The following is a 23,864-nucleotide window of genomic DNA, read 5'->3' as shown; positions in this document are numbered from 1 at the left end:
TTTGGCTTAAAAAGAAACACAGCAAACAGGGAACGCATGGAAATTTTCTTCACAATACTCATCATGACCCTTGTGGTCTCGTTATCCGGGGTGGTTACACGCGTACTGCCCTTCCAGGTCCCCCTGCCTTTAATGCAAATAGCCATCGGCGCGCTGCTGGCGTGGCCGACGTTCGGTCTGCACGTGGAGTTCGATCCGGAACTGTTCCTCGTGCTGTTTATCCCGCCGCTGCTGTTTGCCGATGGGTGGAAAACGCCGACGCGCGAATTTCTTGAGCATGGGCGAGAGATCTTCGGCCTGGCGCTGGCGCTGGTGGTCGTTACCGTGGTCGGGATTGGTTTCCTGATCTACTGGGCCGTACCGGGTATCCCGTTAATTCCCGCCTTTGCGCTGGCCGCCGTGCTGTCGCCGACCGACGCCGTGGCCCTTTCCGGCATTGTGGGTGAAGGGCGCATTCCGAAGAAAATAATGGGCATTTTGCAGGGCGAGGCGTTGATGAACGACGCTTCCGGCCTGGTGGCCCTGAAGTTTGCCGTGGCGGTAGCCATGGGCACCATGGTCTTTACCATTGGTGGCGCGACCCTGGAATTCTTCAAAGTGGCGATTGGCGGTATTCTCGCGGGCTTCGTGGTGAGCTGGCTGTACGGTCGTTCGCTGCGCTTCCTCAGCCGCTGGGGCGGCGATGAACCGGCGACGCAAATCGTTCTGCTGTTCCTGCTGCCGTTTGCCTCTTACCTTATCGCTGAACATATCGGCGTCTCGGGCATTCTGGCGGCGGTAGCGGCGGGGATGACCATCACCCGCTCCGGCGTGATGCGCCGCGCGCCGCTGGCGATGCGCCTGCGCGCCAACAGCACCTGGGCGATGCTGGAGTTTGTCTTTAACGGCATGGTCTTCCTGCTGCTGGGCCTGCAGCTGCCGGGCATCATGGAATCCTCGCTGATCGCGGCGGAGGCGGATCCAAACGTTGAAGTCTGGATGCTGTTTACCGATATCGTGCTGATCTACATGGCATTAATGCTGGTGCGTTTCGGCTGGCTGTGGACGATGAAAAAGTTCAGCGTCCGCTTCCTGACCAAAAAGCCGATGGAGTTCGGCTCCTGGACCACGCGCGAGCTGCTGATTGCCTCTTTCGCCGGCGTACGCGGGGCGATAACCCTCGCCGGTGTGCTCTCTATTCCGCTGCTGCTACCGACGGGCGACGTCTTCCCGGCGCGCTACGAGCTGGTGTTCCTGGCGGCGGGCGTGATTCTCTTCTCGCTGTTTGTCGGCGTGATTATGCTGCCGATTTTACTCCAGCACATTGATGCCGGTGACTCGACCCAACAGCACAAAGAGGAGCGGATAGCCCGTGCGGCGACGGCGGAAGTCGCGATTGTCGCCATTGAGAAGATGGAGGAGCGTCTGGCTGCCGATGCCGAAGAGAACATTGATAACCAGCTGCTGAAGGAAGTCAGTTCACGCGTGATTGGTAATTTGCGACGTCGTGCTGACGGACGTAACGACGTGGAAAGCTCGCTGCAGGAAGAGAACCTGGAGCGTCGTTTCCGCCTGGCGGCGCTGCGCTCCGAGCGTGCCGAGCTGTATCACCTGCGCGCCACGCGCCAGATCAGCAACGAGACGCTGCAAAAGCTGCTGCACGATCTGGACCTGTTAGAAGCGCTGTTAATAGAGAATCAGTAGCGCTTTGTTGCCCGGTGGCGCTACGCTTACCGGGCCTACATTTGAACCGTAGGCCGGGTAAGGCGAAGCCGCCACCCGGCACTATTCAGACCGCACCCAAAACCCCTCACAACATTGCAGCCACGCCTGTGCGCTGTGCGACAGATACACCCCTTCACGCCAAATCATCCCCAACTGCCAGTGCAGGTCACTCTCCAGCGGGATCCAGCGCAGCGTGTTTTTATCAAGCCGCTCGCAGATCGGTTGCGGCAGAATGGCAATTCCCACGCCCGCCTGCACCATTGCCGCCAGGAAATCCCACTGGCCGCTGCGCACCGCAATGCGCGGCTTCACGTTATGGTGGTTAAACAGGGTCATCAGCTGGCGGCTTAAGGCGAAGTCTTCGTTGTAGATTAGCAGCGGGTGTTCGCCGAGCAGATCGGGCTTCACTGAGTCTATCTTCAGCCAGTCGCCGGAGCGGGGTACCAGCACGCACAGCGGATGGCTGAACAGCGGCAGCGTTGCCAGCCCGCTCTCTTCCTCCACGGGAAGGGCCGTCATCGCCACGTCCAGCTCGCCGTTGATCACCGCCTGCTGCACGGTCAGGCCGCCAAATTCAGAAATTTTGAGCTCAACGCCGGGGTAGCGCTGGCGGAACAGGCTTATCGGCCCGGCCATCATCATGCCAACCATCGGCGGAATGCCGAGCCGCAGCAGACCTTTCGTCAGGTGGTTGATGTCCGCAAGCTCGGCCTCAAGCTGGCGGAACTCCGCCAGGATCGCCAGCCCGCGCTCGAACACCACGCGTCCGGTATCGGTCAGCAGCAGCTTGCGTCCGTCGCGGATCAGCAGGGTACAGTTCAGCTCGTCTTCGAGGTTTTTCAGCATTTTGCTGATGGTTGGCTGGGTAACGAACAACTTCTCCGCTGCGCGGGTAAAACTTTGCTGGCGAACCACCTCGACAAAATAGCGCAGCGTTCTTATGTCCATGATTATTCCTCGAAACTATACCTTCGATGATTTTAATTCATTTCAGTCGATGACGTACGCTCACTATACTGGCGCCTCGTCTCATTTCTGAGGAAAACCCCCATGGCCGTGGCGTTAAACCGTGTTACGCCTGCCGTTGTGCAACGACTCCAGGTCCCGGTTCAGGTACTGCTCTACGCGGGACTGTTTATTTTTGCGGAATACCTTGTCGACTGGCTGCATCTGCCTTTACCCGCCAACCTGGTGGGGATGGTGCTGATGCTGGTGCTGATCCTCTGCCGCGCGTTGCCCCTCAGCTGGGTGCGCGCCGGCGCGCGCTGGCTGCTGGCGGAGATGCTGCTGTTCTTCGTTCCGGCCGTGGTGGCGGTGGTGAACTATGCGCAGCTGCTGATGGTCGACGGCTGGCGCATCTTCGCGGTTATTGCCCTGAGCACGCTGATGGTGCTGGGTGCCACCGCCTGGGTGGTGGATAAGGTGTACCGGTTCGAAATCAGCAGGCAAAAGCATGACTAACTTTCAGATAAGCGTGCTGTGCCTGATCGTGACGGTCGCCATCTACTTTGCCAACAAGCGCCTGTATCGCCGCTTTCGCACGCTGCCGCTGATGCCGCTGGTCTTTACGCCGATTCTGCTGGTGCTGATGCTGGTCTTCGGCCATATCTCCTGGCAGAACTACATTGGTGAATCCCACTGGCTGCTGTGGCTGCTCGGCCCGGCAACCATCGCTTTTGCCGTACCCGTTTATGACAACCTCGCCATTATCAAACGCCACTGGATGTCGCTCAGCGCGGGCGTCGTCACCGCCACGGTGGTGGCGGTCTGTAGCTCCGTCTGGCTGGCGCGGCTGTTTACCCTCTCCGATGAAATTCAGCGCAGCCTTGCCGTACGCTCGGTGACCACGCCGTTTGCGCTGGCAGCGGCTAAACCGCTCGGCGGGCAGCCGGATCTGGTGGCGCTGTTTGTGGTCGTCACCGGCGTATTCGGCATGGCGGTGGGGGATGTGCTGTTTCTGCGGCTGTCCATTCGGGAAGGGATGGCGAAAGGAGCAGGGTTTGGCGCGGCATCTCACGGGGCAGGCACGGCGCGTTCGTATGAGCTGGGTCAGCAGGAAGGGGTCGTTGCAAGCCTGGTGATGATGCTCTCGGGCGTGACGATGGTGTTAATCGCGCCGCTGGTGGCGTGGGTGATGTTTTAAGCTCCCCGGCCAGAGCAACCGGGGAGAAAGGCTTAGTGTGCGCGGCCCTGCTCAACGCCGAGGCCGGTTTGTGAGCGGATAAACTGGGCGCGGAATTTCTCACGCTCCAGGTTACCCTCCGGCGAGTTGTCGGTAGCCGAGAAGACCCAGATACCGATAAACGCCACGGCAATGGAGAACAGCGCCGGGTACTCGTACGGGAAGATAGCGCTTTCGTGACCGAGGATCTGCACCCAGATGGTCGGGCCGAGGATCATCAGAATTACCGCCGTCAGCAGGCCGAGCCAGCCGCCTATCATCGCCCCACGGGTGGTCAGTTTGGACCAGTACATGGAGAGCAGAATGATTGGGAAGTTACAGCTTGCCGCAATTGAGAAGGCCAGTCCCACCATAAAGGCGATGTTCTGCTTCTCAAACAGGATCCCCAGCAGAATAGCGACTACGCCCAGCACCAGCACGGTGATTTTGGAAACCTTCAGCTCGTCGCGCTCGCTCGCGCCTTTACGGAAGACGTTGGCGTAGAGGTCGTGCGATACCGCAGACGCGCCCGCCAGCGTCAGCCCGGCGACCACCGCAAGGATGGTGGCGAAGGCCACGGCGGAGATAAAGCCGAGGAACAGGTTGCCGCCCACCGCATCGGCCAGGTGCACCGCCGCCATGTTGTTACCGCCAATCAGCGCGCCCGCCGCGTCTTTAAACGCCGGGTTCGCGCCCACCAGCATGATCGCGCCGAAGCCGATGATAAAGGTCAGGATGTAGAAGTAACCCATAAAGCCGGTGGCGTAGAAGACGCTCTTACGCGCTTCACGCGCGTCTGACACCGTGAAGAAACGCATCAGAATGTGCGGCAGGCCAGCGGTACCAAACATCAGGCCGAGACCGAGAGAGAGCGCGGAGATCGGATCTTTCACCAGCCCGCCTGGGCTCATGATCGCTTCTCCTTTCGGGTGGACAGCCATCGCTTCGGTGAACAGGTTATTGAAGCTGAAGCCGACGTGTTTCATCACCATAAAGGCCATAAAGCTCGCGCCGAACAGCAGCAGTACGGCTTTGATGATCTGCACCCAGGTGGTGGCCAGCATGCCGCCGAACAGAACGTACATCACCATCAGCACGCCCACCAGCACCACCGCGACGTGGTAGTTCAGGCCAAACAGCAGTTCGATAAGCTTGCCCGCGCCCACCATCTGGGCGATCAGATACAGCGCCACCACCACCAGCGAGCCGCAGGCGGAGAGGGTACGAATCGGCCCCTGCTTCAGGCGATAGGATGCCACGTCAGCGAAGGTGTAACGTCCCAGGTTGCGCAAGCGTTCGGCAATCAGGAACAGAATGATCGGCCAGCCGACGAGGAAGCCGAGGGAGTAGATCAGGCCGTCATAGCCGGAGGTGTACACCAGCGCGGAGATCCCGAGGAACGAGGCGGCGGACATAAAGTCACCCGCAATCGCCAGGCCGTTCTGGAAGCCGGTAATGTTGCCGCCCGCAGTGTAGTAATCGTTACGGGAGCGAACGCGTTTCGATGCCCAGTACGTAATGTACAGCGTCAGCACCACGAAAATCAGGAACATGATAATCGCCTGCCAGTTGGTTGGCTGGCGCTGTACCTCGCCGGTAATGGCATCCGCCGCGTGGGTGGCAAAGGGAAGTGTGGCGGCTAGCGCCGTCAGGACTCGCTTCATGATGCTTTTACCTCTTGCAGTACCGCTTTATTAAGGCGATCGAACTCACCGTTCGCGCGCCAGACGTAGACGCCGGTCAGCACAAACGAAATCACGATCACGCCAATGCCAATGGGGATACCGCGCGTCACGCTGGTGCCCTCATGTAACGGGGTGCCCAGCCAGTGCGGCGCAAAGGCGATCAGCAGAATAAAGCCGACATAGATAATCAGCATGATGATGGAAAGGGTGAAGGCAAACCGTTGCCGCTTATCGACGAGCTCCCTGTAGTGCGCACTATTCTCTATCTGCTGACAAATATCGTTATTCATCACAGAAATCTCCAGAGGTAAGGTTGGTTTGTTTTATCCCCTCTCCCCTATGGGGAGAGGGTTAGGGTGAGGGGAGGAAGGTGCGGTCTGATGCCCTCACCCCGGCCCTCTCCCACGGGGAGAGGGAGAAAACATTACGATGGCATCGCGATGGCCTGCTTCTCTTCGAGCAGTTTGTCCACCACGCCAGGATCGGCAAGCGTTGAGGTATCGCCGAGGTTGCTGGTATCGCCTGCCGCGATTTTGCGCAGGATACGGCGCATAATCTTGCCGGAACGGGTTTTCGGCAGCGAGTCTGTCCAGTGCAGTACGTCCGGCGTGGCAAGCGGGCCAATCTCTTTACGTACCCAGTTGCGCACCTCGGTATACAGCTCCGGCGACGGCTCTTCACCGTGGTTCAGGGTGACGTAGGCGTAGATCGCCTGGCCCTTGATGTTGTGAGGAATGCCGACCACCGCCGCTTCGGCAATCTTCGGATGCGACACCAGCGCAGATTCAATCTCCGCGGTGCCCAGACGGTGGCCGGAGACGTTCAGCACGTCGTCCACGCGTCCGGTGATCCAGTAATAACCGTCTTCATCACGACGCGCGCCGTCACCGCTGAAGTACATGTTTTTAAAGGTCGAGAAGTAGGTCTGCTCGAAGCGCTCGTGGTCGCCAAACAGGGTGCGTGCCTGACCCGGCCAGGAGTCGACGATCACCAGGTTGCCTTCGGTGGCCCCTTCCTGCGGATTGCCTTCGTTATCCACCAGCGCAGGCTGCACGCCAAAGAACGGACGGGTTGCAGAACCCGCCTTCAGCTGCGTGGCGCCCGGCATAGGGGTGATCATAAAGCCGCCGGTTTCGGTCTGCCACCAGGTGTCCATCACCGGGCACTTCTCGTTACCGATTTTCTTCCAGTACCACTCCCAGGCTTCCGGGTTGATGGGCTCGCCCACGGAGCCGAGGATGCGCAATGAGGAGCGGTCGGTGCCCTCGATGGCCTTATCACCTTCCGCCATTAACGCGCGGATCGCCGTTGGCGCGGTGTAAAGAATGTTGACCTGGTGCTTATCGACCACCTGACACATGCGCGCCGGGGTCGGCCAGTTCGGTACGCCCTCAAACATCAGCGTCGTTGCGCCGCAGGCCAGCGGGCCGTACAGCAGGTAGCTGTGTCCGGTGACCCAGCCCACGTCGGCGGTACACCAGTAGATGTCGCCCGGATGGTAGTCGAAGACGTATTTAAAGGTGGTGGCCGCATAGACCAGATAGCCGCCGGTGGTGTGCAGTACGCCTTTCGGTTTACCGGTTGAGCCGGAGGTGTAAAGAATAAACAGCGGATCTTCCGCGTTCATCTCTTCCGGCTGATGCTGGTCGCTCGCTTTTTCAATCAGGTCGCTCCACCACAGGTCACGCCCCTCGTGCCAGTCGATCTTGCCGCCGGTACGCTTGAGGACAATGACGTTATTGATGGATTTGACGTTCGGGTTTTTCAGCGCTTCATCGACGTTTTTCTTCAGCGGAATACCGCGCCCGGCGCGTACGCCCTCGTCGGCGGTGATCACCAGCTTCGAGTTCGAGTCAACGATGCGCCCGGCAACCGCTTCAGGGGAGAAGCCGCCGAAGATGACGGAGTGGATCGCGCCGATACGCGCGCAGGCGAGCATAGCTACCGCCGCTTCCGGTACCATCGGCATGTAGATCGCCACCACGTCGCCTTTTTTAATCCCCTGGCCCAGCAGCACGTTAGCGAAGCGGCAGACGTCGCGGTGCAGCTCTTTATAAGAGATGTGTTTGCTCTGAGAGGCATCGTCGCCTTCCCAGATAATGGCCGTTTCGTTGCCGCGTTCGGCAAGATGGCGGTCCAGGCAGTTCGCCGCCAGGTTCAGCGTGCCGTCTTCATACCATTTGATGGAGACGTTGCCTGGCGCGAAAGAGGTATTCTTCACCTTCTGATAAGGTTTGATCCAGTCAAGGATGTGACCCTGCTCGCCCCAGAAGGCGTCCGGGTTGGTAACAGATTGCTGATATTTCTCGTGGTACTGCTCCGGGGTGATCAGGCAACGGTCCGCAATGTTTGCGGGAATGTCGTGTTTGTGTATTTGGCTCATGGCTTTTTTTCTCCTTGTAAGATGTTAATAATATGTCGCAAAAACGTTAATAGTAGGGGCTTTACAAGCTTTGTTTAGTATTTGGGCGACAGATCACGCATTGTTTGAACAGGTTGAAAATTGAGCGAATGAAACTTTGAAGGGAAATAATTCACGATGCCGATTATTCACAATTCTTTATAAAAAAGCGTTTTTATAACAAAAGGTTATTTATCAGAATTATGACAAACTCGCGTCATAACCGCTTTTGATAGTGAAATGCGTCGTTCTTTAAGGCTTGCGCAACAGGTCGTGCAAATGATACTCATACGCCGCGTTAAAAAATCCCATAAACCAACGCAACACAATTCATACCCTTTCAGTATGTCTCCATATTCATGCAGTTTTGCTGGTGCGGAGATTTCATTGAGGAAGTCAGTTTCTATGAAAAATTTGAAAGTCAGCCTGGCCTGGCAGATCCTGCTGGCCCTTGTGCTGGGCATCTTGCTGGGCAGTTATCTTCATTATCATAGCGACAGCCGCGAGTGGCTGATTGCGAACCTGCTCTCTCCGGCAGGCGATATTTTTATTCATCTGATTAAGATGATTGTGGTGCCCATTGTGATCTCGACGCTGGTTGTCGGTATCGCGGGCGTCGGCGATGCGAAGCAGTTAGGTCGCATTGGCGCGAAAACTATTCTCTATTTCGAAGTGATCACCACGGTTGCGATTATCCTCGGCATAACGCTGGCGAACGTATTCCAGCCAGGCTCCGGGATCGATATGTCGCAGCTGGCGACGGTGGATATTTCGAAATACCAAAGCACCACCGCTGACGTGCAGAGCCATTCCCACGGTCTGATGGGGACTATCCTGTCGCTGGTGCCGACCAACATCATTGCTTCCATGGCGAAAGGCGAGATGCTGCCGATCATCTTCTTCTCGGTGCTGTTTGGTCTGGGGCTCTCCTCGTTGCCAGCGACGCACCGCGAGCCGCTGGTGACCGTGTTCCGCTCTATCTCCGAAACCATGTTCAAAGTGACCCACATGGTGATGCGCTACGCGCCGGTTGGGGTGTTCGCGCTTATCGCAGTGACCGTGGCGAACTTTGGTTTTGCCTCCCTGTGGCCGCTGGCGAAGCTGGTGATCCTGGTGCACTTCGCCATTCTGTTCTTCGCGCTGGTGGTGCTGGGGATTGTGGCGCGCCTGTGCGGGCTGAGTATCTGGATCCTGATCCGTATCCTGAAGGATGAACTGATTCTGGCGTACTCCACCGCAAGCTCTGAGAGCGTGCTGCCGCGCATTATTGAGAAGATGGAAGCGTACGGTGCGCCAGCGTCGATAACGAGCTTCGTGGTGCCGACCGGCTACTCCTTTAACCTGGATGGCTCGACGCTGTACCAGAGTATTGCGGCGATCTTTATCGCGCAGCTGTACGGCATTGACCTGTCGCTGTGGCAGGAGATCGTACTGGTTCTGACGCTGATGGTGACCTCAAAGGGCATCGCAGGCGTGCCGGGCGTCTCCTTCGTGGTGCTGCTGGCGACGCTGGGCAGCGTCGGTATTCCGCTGGAAGGCCTGGCGTTTATCGCCGGTGTGGACCGTATCCTCGATATGGCGCGTACGGCGCTGAACGTGGTGGGTAACGCGCTGGCGGTGCTGGTTATCGCCAAGTGGGAACACAAATTCGACCGTAAAAAAGCGCTGGCGTATGAACGCGAAGTGCTGGGTCGTTTTGATAAGACGGCTGACCAGTAACATCCTAAGCCCGGTGGCGCTGCGCTTACCGGGCCTACGGGTTTTGTAGGCCCGGTAAGGCGAAGCCGCCACCCGGCACGTTATTCTCCGCTCAACGCATCAAACTCCTCACACCCCGTATCAAACCCTTCGGTACAGCTCAGGTTTAGCCAGTAGAGCGCTTTCTGCTTATTCGGCGTGATAAAGCCTTTCTCACCCTGCTGGAACAGCATCCCTGCCCAGTACTCCGCATAGCCCGTACGTGACAGGGACGAGCTGCGCTTAAACCATGACGCCGCCTGTACGTCATCCTGCGGCACCTCTACACCGTTGGCATAAATCAGCCCCAGCAGCAGTTGCGCATCGACCGCCGAGTCGTTGTCGATATCTTCGGCCGCCGTTTGCAGGAGCTTGATGGCCTGAGGATAGTCGGTTTTACCCGCCTGCGTGTTCACCATAATACGCGCCAGCATAATCGTGCCGCGCTTGCTGCCGGCGATGGTGGCCTGCTGCGCCAGCGCTTTAGCCTGAGCGTAATCCCCCTGCGTAAAGAGGATCTGCGAGAGTAACCCCATGGCGTCGACATCACCGCCTTTCGCGGCTTTCTCGGCCCACAACGCTGCCTGCTTTCTGTCACCGGAGCTGAACCAGGTATCGGCGAGATAATACTGGGCGCGGGCATCGCCGGCTTCCGCCTGCTTCTGATACTGGCTGCCTATCTCATCCGCGCGGGCGAACGACGTAAAAAATAACAACAACAGAAAAATGGCTTTCATGGATTCTTATCATCTGGGTACACGCCGCGCAGTATAATCGCGGTAGCAAAAGAAAAAAATGGGTGCATTAAGACCTCAGCATCCCACAAGCCGGGCGAAACCGTGGTTTCGCCCGTAGAGGTTAGCCTGCCACGCAGGCTAATTTCGCCGCCACCTCCTGATGTTCACTCTTTATTGAAAACTCGCACAGTCTACCGCGAGTAATAAAGGTAAATATCACTATCGTCAGGCAGATAATAAAGACGATGCCTAACGCAGTTTTTAATGGCGTCATGCCTTTTACTCCTTGTCAAAAAAAGAATAAGAGGCTACTCTCAACCTGTTGGTAGTTGAGGGGTAGCCTCGGGTGAATGAAAATTTCCCGGGGCTTTCCACTTTCTGTCCCTCAACAATGCTCAAGACAGAAAGTCTTAAGCACCCGCCACACATCTTATCCTTCTGAATTAAAATGCAAAGATGTAATTCTGTTCTGCGCGAATTACATTATTTTGCGAGCCGCTTTCCAGAATAATAATTTATATTTTTAATGTTTTAAGCGGAAATAAAAAGGGAGTGAATAACTCACTCCCTTTATTCAACGATTAATTAACGGCTTCAACCTATTGCGCTTTCACGCAGCCGTGCTTTCAGCTTGTTATATTCGTCGATCACATACTGTTCCGCCGCGTGCTGATCCGCAATTGGCTCCACGTTGACGGCGCAGTATTTGTACTCCGGCGTTTTGGTTATCGGGCTGAGGTTCTCCGTCACCAGCTCGTTACAGGCACCAATCCACCACTGGTAGGTCATATAGACCGCCCCTTTGTTGGGACGGTCGCTGACCTGCGCGCGGGTAATGATGCGGCCTTTGCGCGAATTCACCCACACCAGCGCTTCATCCTCAATGCCGAGGCGCTCCGCATCGGCGGTGTTGATCTGCGCGTAGCCCGGTTCGTCCGCCAGCGCCGCCAGCGCGGCGCAGTTGCCGGTCATTGAACGACAGGAGTAGTGGCCTACTTCACGCACGGTAGAGAGCACCATCGGGTACTCCTCTGTGAGTTTATCGATCGGCGCAACCCAGTCGCAGGTGAAGAACTGCGCCAGCCCGTTCGGGGTGTCAAATTTCTCTTTAAAGAGATACGACGTCCCCTGGTCGGCCTCCGACTCGTCCCGGCACGGCCACTGGATGTAGCCCAGCTCACCCATTTTTTCATAGGTTGCCCCATAAAAGTCCGGGCACAGATGCCGCAGCTCGTCCCAGATCTCCTGGGTGTTGTTGTAGTGCATCGGGTAGCCCATGCGGGTGGCGATTTCGCTGATGATCTGCCAGTCCGTTTTCAAATCCCACTTCGGCTCGACCGCCTTAAAGAAGCGCTGGAAGCCGCGGTCCGCCGCCGTATAGACGCCTTCATGCTCGCCCCAGGAGGTCGACGGGAGAATCACATCCGCCGCCGCCGCGGTTTTGGTCATGAAGATATCCTGGACAATCACCAGCTCCAGATCCTCAAAGCCTTTGCGCACCGCAGACAGCTCGGCGTCGGTCTGGAGCGGATCTTCACCCATGATGTAGGCCGCACGCACTTCGCCGTGCGCGGCGCGGTGCGGCAGCTCGCTGATGCGATATCCGGTGTGTGCCGGCAGGCTCTCCACGCCCCAGGCCTTCGCGAACTTCTCGCGGTTTTCCGGGAATTTGACGTACTGGTACCCTGGATACGTGTCCGGCAGCGCGCCCATGTCGCAGGCACCCTGGACGTTATTCTGGCCGCGAACCGGGTTAACGCCGACGTGCGCTTTGCCCAGATTCCCGGTCAGCATCGCGAGGCTGGTCAGGGAGCGCACGGTTTCCACGCCCTGGTAGAACTGGGTCACGCCCATGCCCCACAGGATGGCGGCGGTTTTCGCTCCGGCATACATCCGTGCCGCCTGGCGGATCTCCTGCGCGCTTACGCCGGTTATCGCCTCTACCGACTCCGGCGTGTAGCCTTCGACAATTTTCCGGTATTCTTCAAACCCTTCCGTACGCGTGGCGACAAACGCCTGGTCGTACAGGTTTTCCTCAATAATGACGTGCCCCATCGCATTCAACAGCGCGATATTCGAGCCGTTTTTCAGCGCAATGTGCATATCCGCAATGCGCGCGGTTTCGATTTTGCGCGGATCGCAGACGATAATTTTTGCCCCGTTCTGTTTAGCGCGAATCACGTGGTTCGCGACGATAGGGTGAGAATCCGCCGGGTTATAACCGAAGATAAACACCAGATCGGTGTTATCTATCTCGTTGATAGCATTACTCATTGCGCCGTTACCGACCGACTGGTGCAGACCTGCAACCGATGGGCCGTGTCAGACGCGAGCGCAGCAGTCGACGTTATTGGTACCAATAACGGCGCGCGCGAATTTTTGCATCACGTAGTTGGTTTCATTCCCGGTCCCGCGTGAGGAGCCGGTGGTCTGAATGGCATCCGGGCCATACTTGGCCTTAATGGCACTCAGGCGCGTGGCGACGTAATCCAGCGCCTCGTTCCAGGAGACGGCTTCCAGCTTGCCGCCGCGCTCGCGGCGGATCATAGGGTTTTTCAGGCGCGGGGTGAGGATTTGTGTATCGTTAATAAAATCCCAGCCGTAATACCCCTTCAGGCACAGCGTGCCCTGGTTGGTTTTCCCCTGAGCGGCCTCCGCCCGGACGATTTTGCCGTTATCGACCACCAGGTGGATCTTGCAACCTGAGGCACAATAAGGGCAAACCGTGACGACTTTTTTCATCAGTCTGCTCCAGTTAATCAAATCTTTCGCACCGACTAATGCAGCTTCTATGCCATGTTTTTAGTGGGGTTACTCACCGGCTTTACGGTGCATTCCCGGCGAAATCCCTGACGAAAAGCAGACAATCGTCAAAATTGACGTGTCGAATGAGCGGCGGATGTGACATGGGTTGAATTTCCGTCACGGAAAAATTCATTTCACTGGAGCCGACGGCAGAATGGTTCAGACTTAACATAATCCCCTGACGGAAGCATATGATGAAACCGGCGATTCTGGTGGTTGATGACGATATGGCAGTGTGTGAACTGCTGCAGGATGTGCTGAGCGAGCATGTCTTTAGCGTACTTGTCTGCCACAACGGCCAGGATGCGCTGCGGCAGGTCCAACAGGAGCCGGCTATCGCCCTTGTTCTGCTGGATATGATGCTGCCGGACATCAACGGCCTGCAGGTTTTGCTGCAGCTGCAAAAGCAGCGCCCGGCGCTACCGGTGATCATGTTAACCGGGCTGGGCAGTGAATCAGACGTGGTGGTGGGGCTGGAGATGGGGGCTGACGATTATATTGGCAAACCGTTTAATCCACGCGTGGTGGTGGCCCGCGTTAAGGCCGTGCTGCGTCGTACCGGAGCGCTGGCAGCCGAAGCGCCGATGCCACGTGCGGCGGGGATAACCTTCAACGACTGGACGCTGGACACCGCCCGCTGTGAACTGATTGATCCGCAGCGTAACGCCGTGCCACTGACTCAGGGTGAATATGGCCTGCTGCTGGCGCTAACGCAAAATGCCCGCCGGGTACTGAGCCGCGAGCAGCTGCTTGAGCTCACCCACAGCGAAAGTACTGAGGTATACGACCGCACGATTGACGTGTTGATCATGCGCCTGCGGCGAAAAATCGAGGTCAACCCGCATCAGCCTAAGCTCATCAAAACCATGCGCGGTCTGGGCTACGTTTTTGCCGCCGATGTGTCTCATAGCGAGAAAGCGGCCTAAGTATTCTCTTTAATAAACAGCTGCAGCTCGGCCAGCGTTTTCGCGCCGTCAATCGCATTGGCCGCCAGCAGGCTTGCCCGCGCGCAGGCGTGCGCCAGATAAATACTTTCTGTCAGCGGCAGCGATTCATGGCAGCCGTATAAAAAGCCCGCGCAAAACGCGTCGCCCGCGCCGACGCTGCCGATAATCTCGTTCTGCTCCAGCTTCCAGGACGGAACCCATCGGCCTGCCTCTCCCGGTGTTTCACCCCATGCCCCTTCCGGGCAGTGGATTACCACCCGCTGACGAACGCCTGCCGCCAGCAGCTGCGCCGCGGCATCGGCGATATGGGCGACGTTCAGCGCATCGTCGGCGTCGCGCATCTCCAGCCCGCTAAACTCACCGGCCTCGAGCTCGTTAATCACCAGATAATCCAGATGGCGCAGGGCAGGGAGTACCAGCGGCTGATAGCGCGGGTCGCCCTTGCGGGACACCAGGTCAAGGGAGGTTTCATACCCCTGCTCGCGCATCTGCGCCAGCAGCCGCGCGCTGCGGGTGCCAAATTCGTCATCCGGCATATCCAGGCTGTCGAGCAGCAGCAGGTAGCCGAGATGGAAGATCTTCATCGATCCATCGAGACGATCGAAGGCGGGAAGATCCAGCAGACGGTTGGCGCCCGGCGAGTGGAAAAAGGTGCGCTGCCCGCTGGGATCGGTCATCACCTGCGACATGGAGGTTGGCGCAAAGGTGGTGCGCTGTACGCGCTGGCGGTTGACGTGGTACTGGTCGAGCATTGCCAGAATGTAGTCCCCGTCGCCGTCTTCGCCAATCAGCCCCACCGCCTGCAGCGGCAGGCCAACGTGCATTTTTGCCAGCGTCAGCAGGACGTTGAGCGGCGCGCCGCCGGTTGAGCGTTCGCTGTGGGTGATTTCCGCCAGCCAGCCGCGCTCCGGCCACTGCACGATCTGGTGGACGTGGTCCACCAGCATATTGCCTGCGGCGATGATACCTTTGCGTTCCATCATGCCTGCCCCGCGCTGCCGAAGATGCGCATCTGTTCGGCGACCGTATCGGTTATCGCCTCTTCTATCCCCAGCAGCAGTTCGGCAAACTCATCGTACAGCGGCTGGCGGTTCGCCATACGCTGCTCAACGGCGGCGAGCGCGGCCTGCGACATGCCGGTGTAGAAGTTGATTTTATGAATGCCCAGCTCGATGGCGCGGCGGAAGTCGGCATCGCTAATCCCGGAGCCGCCGTGCAGCACCAGCGGCAGCCCCGTCTGCTGACGAATGGCGTCCAGGCGCGGGAAATCGAGCTTCGGCTCGCCTTTGTATTTGCCGTGCGCGTTGCCGATGGCGACCGCCAGCGCGTCGATGCCGGTCTTATCGACAAACTCCCGCGCCAGCTGCGGGTCGGTAAAGAACGCTTCATCCGCATGTCCGTACAGCGCGCCGCCTTCATCCCCGCCGACCGCGCCCAGCTCCGCCTCCACCGAGACGCCCACCGCGTGGCACATCTTCACCACTTCCCGGGTCTGACGAATGTTCTCCTCGTAGCTCAGCGTCGAGCCGTCGAACATCACCGAGCTAAACCCCAGGCGCAGGGCGCGCACGACGGCCTCGAAATGCAGACCGTGGTCGAGATTCAGCACCACGGGAATATCGTGGCGGGCGGCTTCGAACTTAACCGCTTCGACCAGCGAATCCAGGGACACATACTTAAAGTGCACTTCGGCGATGTTGATGATAAACGGCGAGCGTTCCTGCTTTGCGGCGGCAAACAGCGCGCGCAGGAAATGGGAGTCGAGCACGTTGAACGCGCCCAGCGCGTAGCGGTGTTTCCTGGCGTGCTCAAGACCGTCGGCAAGAGAAATCAGTGGCATCATTCACTCCTTATCTCCGAAACAGGTTGTACTCGTTGCACAGCACCAGCACCGCCGGTTCGTCTTCTTCGATGTTGTTATAGCGGGCAACGGGCTGCAAAAAGTGGTTGTCGTGCTCGTCGTCATTCACCGACGACACTTCGCCCACCAGCACGTCGCCAAAGCCGCGTTCGCCCCAGAAGCTGTGATACAGACCGGGCGTGAGACAGATGCTTTCCCCTGGTGTGAGGCGCAGCTGGCTGCCGGGAGCATGGGTTTGCCGACAGCCGTCAATCGTGACGGTCACGTCGGTGTTTTCTGTCTCTTCATGCGCCCCGGCATTCCATAACTCAATAATCAGGTTCCCGCCGCCCCGGTTAATGATGTCTTCCCGCTTGCGCCAGTGAAAATGCATCGGCGTCACCTGGCCGTCGCGCACGTGCATGATTTTTTCGGCGTAGCATTTCTTATACGGCACGCCGTTGGGGGAGCCGTTGCGCAGGGTAAACAGCGTCAGACCCTGTGCGGCAAAGCTGTTGCCGCCGAAAGCGGTCACGTCCCAGCCGAGCTTGAGGTCAAACACTTCCTGCCACGCGGCCCGATCAAGCTGCTGCCATTTTGTGGGTGGAAAGCTGGCAAACGGCGGGAGATGCACGTCGTGCATGGAAAAAAATTGCCGCGTGTGGCCGAGGATTTCGTTAATGTCGGAGCGTTTCATGGGGACTCCTTGAAAACAGTTCCCTCTCCCTGTGGGAGAGGGAAAAGGATCATTTAACCGTCCACCCCTTATACGTGCCGACGTTCTTTTTATCGATCATCGTCACCGGGATCAGCACAGGCTCTTTCGGCGCAGGTTTGCCCTGCAGAATGTCATAGCCGATCTCCACCGCCTTCGCCGCCATCACCTGCGGATCCTGCGCCGGGGTCGCCACAAACAGGGAGTTTTCGCGCTTCAGCGCCTCTTCACCGTCCGGGGAACCGTCCACGCCGACGATAAAGAACTCGTTGCGCTGGGCCTGTTTCGCCGCCAGATCGGCGCCGATCGCGGTCGGATCGTTAATCGCGAATACGCCGTCGATCTTCGGATTGGCCGCCAGCAGAGAGGTCATCACTTCCAGCCCGCCTTCACGACTGCCTTTGGCATTCTGGTTGTCCGAGAGCACCTTGATATCCGGATGTTTTTTGAATTCCGTCTGGCAGCCTTCCACGCGGTTCTGCACCGCGGAGACCGGCGGTCCATTGATGATCACCACGTTGCCTTTGCCTTTCAGGCGGTCGGTAATGTACTTACAGGCCATTTCCCCCGCCTGGGTATTATCGGAGGTGATGGTCGCATCGGCCCCTTCCGCCGCCACGTCCACCGCCACGACCACGATCCCCGCTTCTTTGGCTCGCTTCACCGCCGGGCCGATCCCTTTGGAGTCCGCAGCGTTGAGGATGATCATGTCCACCTTCGCGGCGATGAAGTTATCGATCTGCGACACCTGCTGGCCCAGATCGTACCCGCTGGAAACCAGCGTCACCTTGACGTTATCGCCAGCCAGCTTGCGTGCTTCCAGCTCGGCACCTTTGGTGATCTGCACGAAGAACGGGTTAGCCAGGTCGCCCACCGTCACGCCGATGGACTTCAGATCTTTTGCCTGCGCAAACGGCGTTGCGGCCAGCAGGGCACCAGCACAGAGCGCGGTCACTAAGGGTTTCAAACGCATCTTGTCTTCCTCGCTTGTAGGGTATTGTTGTTATGCACTTTGATGATGTCGGGTACGGTATTTGTCGATCAGCACCGCTATGATGATCACCGCCCCTTTGATCACCAGCTGCCAGAAGTAGGAGACACCCATCAGCGTCATGCCGTTGTTGAGGGTGGCGATGATCAGCGCCCCCACCAGCGTGCCGGTGATCGTGCCGATCCCGCCGACGAAGCTGGTGCCGCCGAGGATCACCGCCGCAATCGCATCCAACTCGTAACCCGTGCCGAGGTTGCCGTTGGCGCTGTAGAGGCGCGAGGCGCTCATCACCCCGCCGAGGCCGGAGAGCAGGCCGCTCATGCCGTAGACAAAAAGCAGCACCAGCCAGACTTTGATGCCGGTTAAGCGCGCCGCCTGCATGTTGCCGCCGACCGCGTAGATATGAACGCCGAGCGTGGTGCGGCGCAGGATGAACCAGCAGATAGCGATGACCGCCAGGGCAATGACTACGAGCCACGGAATCGGGCCGAGGTAGTTATTGCCGATCCACTCGAAGCTGATGTTGGAGTTAATCACCGTGGTGCCGTCCGCCAGCAGATACGCCGCGCCTCGCAGCGCCGTATAGGTGCCGAGCGTGACGATAAACGGCGGCAGCCCGGCGAAGGCCACCAGCGCGCCGTTGAACAGCCCCAGCACCATGCCGAGCATCAGCGCCGCCGGAATGGAGAGCATCGCGAATTCAGGAATAAGCGAGACCACCATCGCCGCCACCGCCGTGGTGCCGAGAATCGAGCCCACGGAGAGGTCAATCCCGCCTGTCAGGATGATGAAGGTCATCCCCGCCGCCAGCACGATGTTGATCGACGCCTGACGGGTAATGTTGAGCAGGTTACTTTCGGTAAAGAAGTTCGGGGCGATAAACCCAAACACCGCCACAATCAGGATTAAAATCGGCAAAATGCCGACCGTTTGCATCAGATCGCTCATCAGCATTTTTTTGGCGGAGGCGGATTTCGCCACCTGCTGCGGATGGGTTGGAGTTGTCATGATTGCACCGCCTGATGATGTGTGTCGTTCACGCCGGTTGCCAGCGTCATAATATTTTCCTGAGAGATGTCGCGCCCGTGCAGTTCACCCGCAATGCTGCCTTCCCGCATTACGTACACCCGGTCGCTCATGCCTACCACTTCCGGCAGCTCGCTGGAGATCATCAGAATCGCCACCCCCTTGCGCGCCATCTGGTTCATGATGCGGTAGATCTCGCTTTTGGCACCGACGTCCACCCCGCGCGTGGGTTCGTCGAGAATCAGAATGCGCGGGCCAATCGCCACCCAGCGGGAGATCAGCAGCTTTTGCTGGTTGCCGCCGGAGAGCCCGCCCGCGCGCACCTGAGAATGGGGCACGCGGATGTTAAGCAGGGCGATAGCGTCATCGGAAATGGACTGGGCTTTTTTGCGGTTAAGCATGCCGAAGGTGGCGTCGCGCTCCAGCGTCGCCATGGTGATGTTCTCCTGCGCCGCCAGCTCCAGAAACAGCCCCTGCTCCTTGCGGTTCTCGGTGAGAAAACCAATCCCGTTTTCAATGGCCGCGCGCGGGGAGTGGATCACCACCGGCTCGCCGTCCACCTCAATCATCCCGCCGGTGGCCTTGCGCACGCCGAAAATCAACTGCGCCAGCTCGGAGCGTCCGGCCCCGACCAGCCCCGCCAGCCCGACGATTTCACCGGAGCGCACCTGCAGGCTGCATGGCTGCACTTTTTTACCGTCGGTGAGGTGGTGCACGTTGAGACGCGGGCTGCCGAGAGGGATATCGCGCTCTTTGTTGAACAGATCGCTGAGCGGGCGGCCCACCATCATTTTTACCAGCTCGGAGGCGTTGAGCTTGTCGCGCGTCAGGCTGCCGACGTACTGCCCGTCGCGCAGAACGCTCACGCGGTCAGAGAGTTCATACACTTCCGCCATGCGGTGGCTGATATAGATAATCGCCATGCCTTCATCGCGCAGGCGCAAAATCAGTTCAAACAGGCGGTGGGTTTCGCGGGAGGAGAGGGCGGCGGTGGGTTCGTCCATCACCAGGATGCGGCTGTTGCGGTGCAGCGCGCGGGCGATTTCCACCTGCTGCTGCTCGGCGATGGTCAGCTTCATCACCAGGTCGGTGGCGCTGAACTGCGCGCCGAGACGGTCAATCACCGCCTGCGCCTGGGCGGCCATCTCCTTGCGCTGCACCAGCCCGCCGCGCGACAACTCGCTGCCGAGGAAGATATTTTCCGCGACGGTCAGATTGGGGGCGAGCTGCATCTCCTGGTAAATCAGGGTAATGCCAGCGGCCAGCGCGTCCTTCGGCCCTTTGATGTGAAACGGCTGGCCGTCGATCAGGATCTCGCCGCCGGTGGCGGTATAGGCCCCCGCGAGGATCTTCATCAGCGTGCTTTTTCCCGCGCCGTTTTCCCCCATCAGCGCGTGGATCTCACCGGGGAAGACCGTCAAATCTACGCCCTTGAGCGCGTGGAAATTGCCAAAGGTTTTGGCAATGTGGCGCATCTCTAAAACCGGGGTTCTGCTCATGGCGGATCTCCTGTGAATGTCGATATCTGCACTTCATCACAGGTGCGTAAATGCAAAATGTCAGAAGCTGTTCATATTTGTCATAGTTATGAATAGCGAATGTGGATCACAGTTACGGAGTCAACATGTCTTCACGCCCCCCGTTCTTCTCCAGCGCCCGCGGTCGCCTGCTGATATTTAACCTGCTGGTGGTTGCCGTCACGCTGATGGTGAGCGGCGTGGCGGTGCTCGGCTTTCGTCATGCCAGCCAGATCCAGGAGCAGGTCCAACAGCAAACGCTGGACGACATGACCGGGAGCATGAACCTCGCGCGCGACACGGCCAACGTGGCAACGGCGGCGGTGCGGCTTTCGCAGGTAGTGGGGGCGCTGGAGTACAAAGGCGAGGCCGAGCGGCTGAAGCAGATGCAAACGGCGCTGCGCCGCTCGCTGGAACAGCTGGCGGATGCCCCGCTGGCGCAGCAGGAGCCGGCGCTGGTGGCGCGGATTATTCGCAGAAGCAATGAATTACAGCAAAGCGTAACGGGGATGCTGGAGCGTGGGCAAAAGCGGCATCTTGAGCGTAACGCGCTGCTGAGCTCGCTCTATCAAAGCCAGAGCTATTTACGCCATCTTCAGGACATCAATCGCCGCTTCGGCAGCAACGTGCCGGACGCGCGGCAGCTGATGGAGATGGATCGGCTGATCGCGGCCGCGATTGATACACCTTCGCCGCGTGCTACCGTTCAGCAGCTGGACGCCGTGACCGCCACGCTGCCCCGAAGCGCCATACAGCCGGTCGTGGAGGGCGTTCTGCCCGATTTTAACGCCGAGCTGCGCAAGCTTGCCCCGCTGTCGAAGCAGCTGGAGGAGAGCGATCTGTCCATCAGCTGGTATATGTTCCACATTAAGGCGCTGGTGGCGATCCTTAATAGCGATATTAATCAGTACGTTGAGCAGGTGGCGCAGGCTTCCCGGCTTCGCACGGCCCAGAGCCATCACGAGTTGCAATCCATCAGCGTGTTTATCAGCATCTTCGCCGTGCTGGCGCTGATCATCACCGGCTGCGCCTGCTGGTATATCTACCGCAATCTGGGCTCCAACCTGACGGCCATCTCCCGGGCGATGTCGCGACTTGCCCACGGTGAACAGGATGTTTCTGTTCCTGCGCTGCAGCGGCGCGACGAGCTGGGCGAGCTGGCGCGCGCGTTTAACGTTTTTGCCCGCAACACCGCCTCGCTTGAGCACACCACGCGTCTGCTGAAAGAGAAAACCACGCAGATGGAGATCGACCGCGTCGAGCGTCAGGGGCTGGAAGAGGCGCTGCTGCATAGCCAGAAGATGAAGGCGGTTGGGCAGCTGACCGGCGGGCTGGCGCATGATTTTAATAACCTGCTGGCGGTGATCATCGGCAGCCTTGAGCTCACCGACACCGAATCAAAAGACGCGCCGCGCATTACCCGGGCGCTAAAGGCCGCCGAACGCGGCGCGCTGCTGACCCAGCGCCTGCTGGCGTTTTCCCGCAAGCAATCCCTGACGCCGCATGCGGTAGAGATGCTGCCGCTGCTGGAGAACCTCCGGGAACTGATGCGCCACTCTCTGCCTGCCACCCTGACCCTGGAGATTGAAGCGCAGTCCCCGGCGTGGCCCGCGTGGATAGACGTCAGCCAGCTGGAAAACGCCATTATCAACCTGGTGATGAACGCGCGTGATGCGATGGAGGGGCAAAGCGGAGTGATCAAAATTCGCACCTGGAACCAGCGCGTGACCCGCAGCGACGGGCGCAGGCAGGATATGGTGGCGCTGGAGGTCATTGACCACGGCAGCGGCATGTCGCAGGAGGTTAAATCCCGGGTCTTTGAACCGTTCTTCACCACCAAGCAGACAGGAAGCGGGAGCGGGTTAGGCCTGTCGATGGTATACGGTTTTGTGCGTCAGTCCGGTGGTCGCGTGGAGATTGAAAGCGCACCGGGACAGGGCACCACCGTGCGGCTTCACCTCCCGCGCTCGATGCTGCCCGTCGCTGCAGTTGATGAAGCGCTGTCTGCCACCGCCTCCGTCGATAGCGAGCGCCTGGTGCTGGTGCTGGAGGACGAAGCGGATGTCCGTCAGACCCTGTGCGAACAGCTGCATCAGCTTGGCTACCTGACGCTCGAAGCGGACAGCGGCGAACAGGCCCTGAACATGCTGGCGGCGTCGCCGGATATTGGCATGTTTATCAGCGATCTGATGCTGCCCGGAAGCCTGAGCGGAGCCGAGGTGATTAACCATGTGCGCAGCCATTATCCGCAGCTTCCGGTGCTGCTGATCAGCGGGCAGGATTTGCGCCCGGCGCATAACCCGCAACTGCCGGACGTTCCGTTACTGCGTAAGCCGTTTACCCGCCAGCAGCTGGCGCAGGCGCTGCGGAAGGTGATGGTAATTTGAGAATCCTCCGCTACCCCGGTTCCCAGCCATTCATTACCGTAAGGCCAGTTCCCCTGCGAGTCTGGCCTTATGAAACGTTACTCTACCGTCCTGTTATTTGGTCTGCTGACTTTAACCAGCCAACTGGCGCATGCCGATGTGATTGATGACGCCATTGGCAACATTCAGCAGGCGATCAACGATGCCTACAACCCCAGCAGCAGCCGTAATGACGATGACGACGATCGTTACGACCGCAGCCGTCAAATCGACAGCCGACAGTACGACGATCGTCGTCGGCAGCTCGAAGACAGACGCCGCCGCTTAGACGAGCGTCAGCGCCAGCTGGACGACGACAGGCGTCGGTTAGAAGAAGATGAGCGCAGGTTGGAAGACGATTACGATCGCGGCTAAGTGCGGCCTGTTGCCCTCATCCCAACCCTCTCCCACGGGAGAGGGAGAAAACCTAATCCAGCACCAGTACCATCCCGTCATATCCCGCTTCAATGCCGTCCGGCAGCGGGTTATCCATCATCCATGCGTCAAACTGGTGGCTAATGTGCGTCAGGATCACCTGCGGACAGCCAATCACCTCGTTCAGGGCAATCACCGTATTTAAATCACTGTGATTGCGCGGCGTCTCCGGACGCGGTTCATGGCTGCAGTCGATGATTATCGCCTGTGGCTGATTGTTGAGCAGAAACGTCACCGTTTTATCCGGCAGCCCGGAGGTATCAGAAAGCCACGCCACGCGGCTATGGGCCGATTCCAGCAGATACCCGAAGGTCAGTTTTGAATGGTTGAGCGGCAGCGGCGTGACCCGCAGCCCCTGCAGCTCAAACATCACGAACGGCTCGACCGTGTGGCTGAAATCCAGAATGCCGGGATGTTTAAACAGGTCGTCACAGCCCGCTTCATCCGGCGGGCCGTAGACCGGGATGGTTGCGCCCACGCCCCAGCGCAGGGGGAACAGCCCCTGGACGTGATCCATATGATAGTGCGTGAGCAAAAACTGCTGGAAGCTTCCCGCCGGCCAGTCGTCCATCAGGTGCGGAATACCCGCATCCAGCAGGGTGACTGCATCGTTGAATTTGACCACCGCGCTACAGGGGCGACGGCGATAGTTGTCCTGCAAACGCGCCCTGCGACACGCCGCGCAGTCGCAGCCAAAGACCGGGACCAGCTGTGCGCTTCCGGTTCCCGTTAACGTGATGGTCAGACTCATAACGCAC

At 58.8% G+C, this 23,864-nt stretch carries 21 protein-coding genes; 7 read left to right on the top strand and 14 right to left on the bottom strand.

Features of this window, described 5'->3' with window-relative positions; all coding sequences use genetic code 11:
* Positions 1-36: 36 nt before the first annotated feature.
* Positions 37-1,683 (top strand): Na+/H+ antiporter, encoded by a 1,647-nt coding sequence (locus IM299_RS16405; protein ID WP_028015180.1) that lies wholly within the window; start codon positions 37-39, stop codon positions 1,681-1,683.
* An 81-nt stretch (positions 1,684-1,764) separates the two neighbouring features.
* Here the strand turns inward: IM299_RS16405 and IM299_RS16400 are convergent, their stop codons facing one another.
* The gene (locus IM299_RS16400; RefSeq protein WP_041911529.1) at positions 1,765-2,652 is read right to left on the bottom strand and encodes a LysR family transcriptional regulator; all 888 of its coding nucleotides are present in this window, start codon (positions 2,650-2,652) and stop codon (positions 1,765-1,767) included.
* 102 nt (positions 2,653-2,754) lie between these two features.
* On the opposite strand from IM299_RS16400, the gene IM299_RS16395 reads away from it, so the two are divergent.
* Positions 2,755-3,165 (top strand): CidA/LrgA family protein, encoded by a 411-nt coding sequence (locus IM299_RS16395; RefSeq protein WP_193357819.1) that lies wholly within the window; start codon positions 2,755-2,757, stop codon positions 3,163-3,165.
* A complete protein-coding gene (locus tag IM299_RS16390; protein ID WP_045630755.1) occupies positions 3,158-3,847 on the top strand; it encodes an LrgB family protein in 690 nt (229 codons plus the stop codon). Before IM299_RS16395 ends, IM299_RS16390 begins: the two co-directional genes overlap by 8 nt.
* A 32-nt stretch (positions 3,848-3,879) precedes the next feature.
* Here IM299_RS16390 and actP read toward each other — a convergent pair whose 3' ends face one another.
* The 3 genes from actP to acs form a co-directional block, all read right to left on the bottom strand.
* Complete coding sequence (gene actP, locus IM299_RS16385; protein ID WP_193357818.1) at positions 3,880-5,529, bottom strand: cation/acetate symporter ActP; 1,650 nt, start codon at positions 5,527-5,529, stop codon at positions 3,880-3,882.
* Positions 5,526-5,840: a DUF485 domain-containing protein gene (locus IM299_RS16380; RefSeq protein ID WP_028015185.1), complete on the bottom strand. Its 315-nt coding sequence runs from the start codon at positions 5,838-5,840 to the stop codon at positions 5,526-5,528. The genes actP and IM299_RS16380 overlap by 4 nt, the downstream gene beginning before the upstream one ends.
* A gap of 134 nt (positions 5,841-5,974) precedes the next feature.
* Complete coding sequence (gene acs, locus IM299_RS16375) at positions 5,975-7,933, bottom strand: acetate--CoA ligase (RefSeq protein ID WP_193357817.1); 1,959 nt, start codon at positions 7,931-7,933, stop codon at positions 5,975-5,977.
* 423 nt (positions 7,934-8,356) lie between these two features.
* On the opposite strand from acs, the gene gltP reads away from it, so the two are divergent.
* A complete protein-coding gene (gltP, locus tag IM299_RS16370; protein ID WP_028015187.1) occupies positions 8,357-9,670 on the top strand; it encodes a glutamate/aspartate:proton symporter GltP in 1,314 nt (437 codons plus the stop codon).
* A gap of 80 nt (positions 9,671-9,750) precedes the next feature.
* On the opposite strand, the gene IM299_RS16365 is transcribed toward gltP, so the two are convergent.
* The 3 genes from IM299_RS16365 to fdhF all read right to left on the bottom strand — a co-directional run bounded on the left by IM299_RS16365 (position 9,751) and on the right by fdhF (position 13,167).
* The gene (locus IM299_RS16365) at positions 9,751-10,425 is read right to left on the bottom strand and encodes a tetratricopeptide repeat protein (protein WP_028015188.1); all 675 of its coding nucleotides are present in this window, start codon (positions 10,423-10,425) and stop codon (positions 9,751-9,753) included.
* 121 nt (positions 10,426-10,546) lie between these two features.
* Positions 10,547-10,699, bottom strand: a complete 153-nt coding sequence (locus IM299_RS16360) for a Hok/Gef family protein (RefSeq protein ID WP_028015189.1) — start codon at positions 10,697-10,699, stop codon at positions 10,547-10,549.
* A 320-nt stretch (positions 10,700-11,019) separates the two neighbouring features.
* Positions 11,020-13,167: a formate dehydrogenase subunit alpha gene (gene fdhF / locus IM299_RS16355; RefSeq protein ID WP_193357816.1), complete on the bottom strand. Its 2,148-nt coding sequence runs from the start codon at positions 13,165-13,167 to the stop codon at positions 11,020-11,022.
* 257 nt (positions 13,168-13,424) lie between these two features.
* On the opposite strand from fdhF, the gene IM299_RS16350 reads away from it, so the two are divergent.
* A complete protein-coding gene (locus IM299_RS16350; protein WP_193357836.1) occupies positions 13,425-14,156 on the top strand; it encodes a response regulator in 732 nt (243 codons plus the stop codon).
* Here the strand turns inward: IM299_RS16350 and IM299_RS16345 are convergent.
* The 6 genes from IM299_RS16345 to IM299_RS16320 are packed head-to-tail and all read right to left on the bottom strand — an operon-like array spanning position 14,153 to position 20,248.
* Positions 14,153-15,160, bottom strand: coding sequence for a carbohydrate kinase family protein (locus IM299_RS16345; RefSeq protein WP_127336332.1), 1,008 nt, complete (start codon positions 15,158-15,160; stop codon positions 14,153-14,155). The genes IM299_RS16350 and IM299_RS16345 overlap by 4 nt on opposite strands.
* A complete protein-coding gene (locus IM299_RS16340; protein ID WP_028015195.1) occupies positions 15,157-16,017 on the bottom strand; it encodes a ketose 1,6-bisphosphate aldolase in 861 nt (286 codons plus the stop codon). The genes IM299_RS16345 and IM299_RS16340 overlap by 4 nt, the downstream gene beginning before the upstream one ends.
* A 10-nt stretch (positions 16,018-16,027) precedes the next feature.
* Positions 16,028-16,714 carry a D-lyxose/D-mannose family sugar isomerase gene (locus IM299_RS16335; RefSeq protein ID WP_047362631.1) on the bottom strand — a complete coding sequence of 229 codons (687 nt, stop codon included), beginning with the start codon at positions 16,712-16,714 and terminating at the stop codon, positions 16,028-16,030.
* Positions 16,715-16,763: 49 nt separating this feature from the next.
* Entirely contained in the window at positions 16,764-17,705 is a 942-nt protein-coding gene (locus IM299_RS16330) for an ABC transporter substrate-binding protein (RefSeq protein WP_028015197.1), read from the bottom strand.
* 30 nt (positions 17,706-17,735) lie between these two features.
* Positions 17,736-18,731 (bottom strand): ribose ABC transporter permease, encoded by a 996-nt coding sequence (locus IM299_RS16325; RefSeq protein WP_032662554.1) that lies wholly within the window; start codon positions 18,729-18,731, stop codon positions 17,736-17,738.
* Positions 18,728-20,248 carry a sugar ABC transporter ATP-binding protein gene (locus tag IM299_RS16320; RefSeq protein ID WP_028015199.1) on the bottom strand — a complete coding sequence of 507 codons (1,521 nt, stop codon included), beginning with the start codon at positions 20,246-20,248 and terminating at the stop codon, positions 18,728-18,730. The genes IM299_RS16325 and IM299_RS16320 overlap by 4 nt, the downstream gene beginning before the upstream one ends.
* Positions 20,249-20,373: 125 nt before the next feature.
* Between IM299_RS16320 and IM299_RS16315 the strand changes: the two genes are divergently transcribed.
* Together IM299_RS16315 and yjdP are read left to right on the top strand one after the other, a co-directional pair.
* Entirely contained in the window at positions 20,374-22,653 is a 2,280-nt protein-coding gene (locus IM299_RS16315) for an ATP-binding protein (RefSeq protein WP_193357815.1), read from the top strand.
* A 69-nt stretch (positions 22,654-22,722) separates the two neighbouring features.
* Positions 22,723-23,046, top strand: a complete 324-nt coding sequence (yjdP, locus tag IM299_RS16310) for a DDRRRQL repeat protein YjdP (RefSeq protein WP_028015201.1) — start codon at positions 22,723-22,725, stop codon at positions 23,044-23,046.
* A gap of 52 nt (positions 23,047-23,098) precedes the next feature.
* Here yjdP and phnP read toward each other — a convergent pair whose 3' ends face one another.
* On the bottom strand, positions 23,099-23,857 hold the full coding sequence (phnP, locus tag IM299_RS16305; RefSeq protein WP_193357814.1) for a phosphonate metabolism protein PhnP: 759 nt from the start codon (positions 23,855-23,857) through the stop codon (positions 23,099-23,101).
* Positions 23,858-23,864: the final 7 nt, after the last annotated feature.

This window comes from Enterobacter cloacae complex sp. P47BA (assembly GCF_014930485.1).
Taxonomy (GTDB): domain Bacteria; phylum Pseudomonadota; class Gammaproteobacteria; order Enterobacterales; family Enterobacteriaceae; genus Enterobacter; species Enterobacter bugandensis.
Note: the sequence above shows the minus strand (reverse complement) of the source record. Positions and strands in the feature narration are given on the sequence as shown.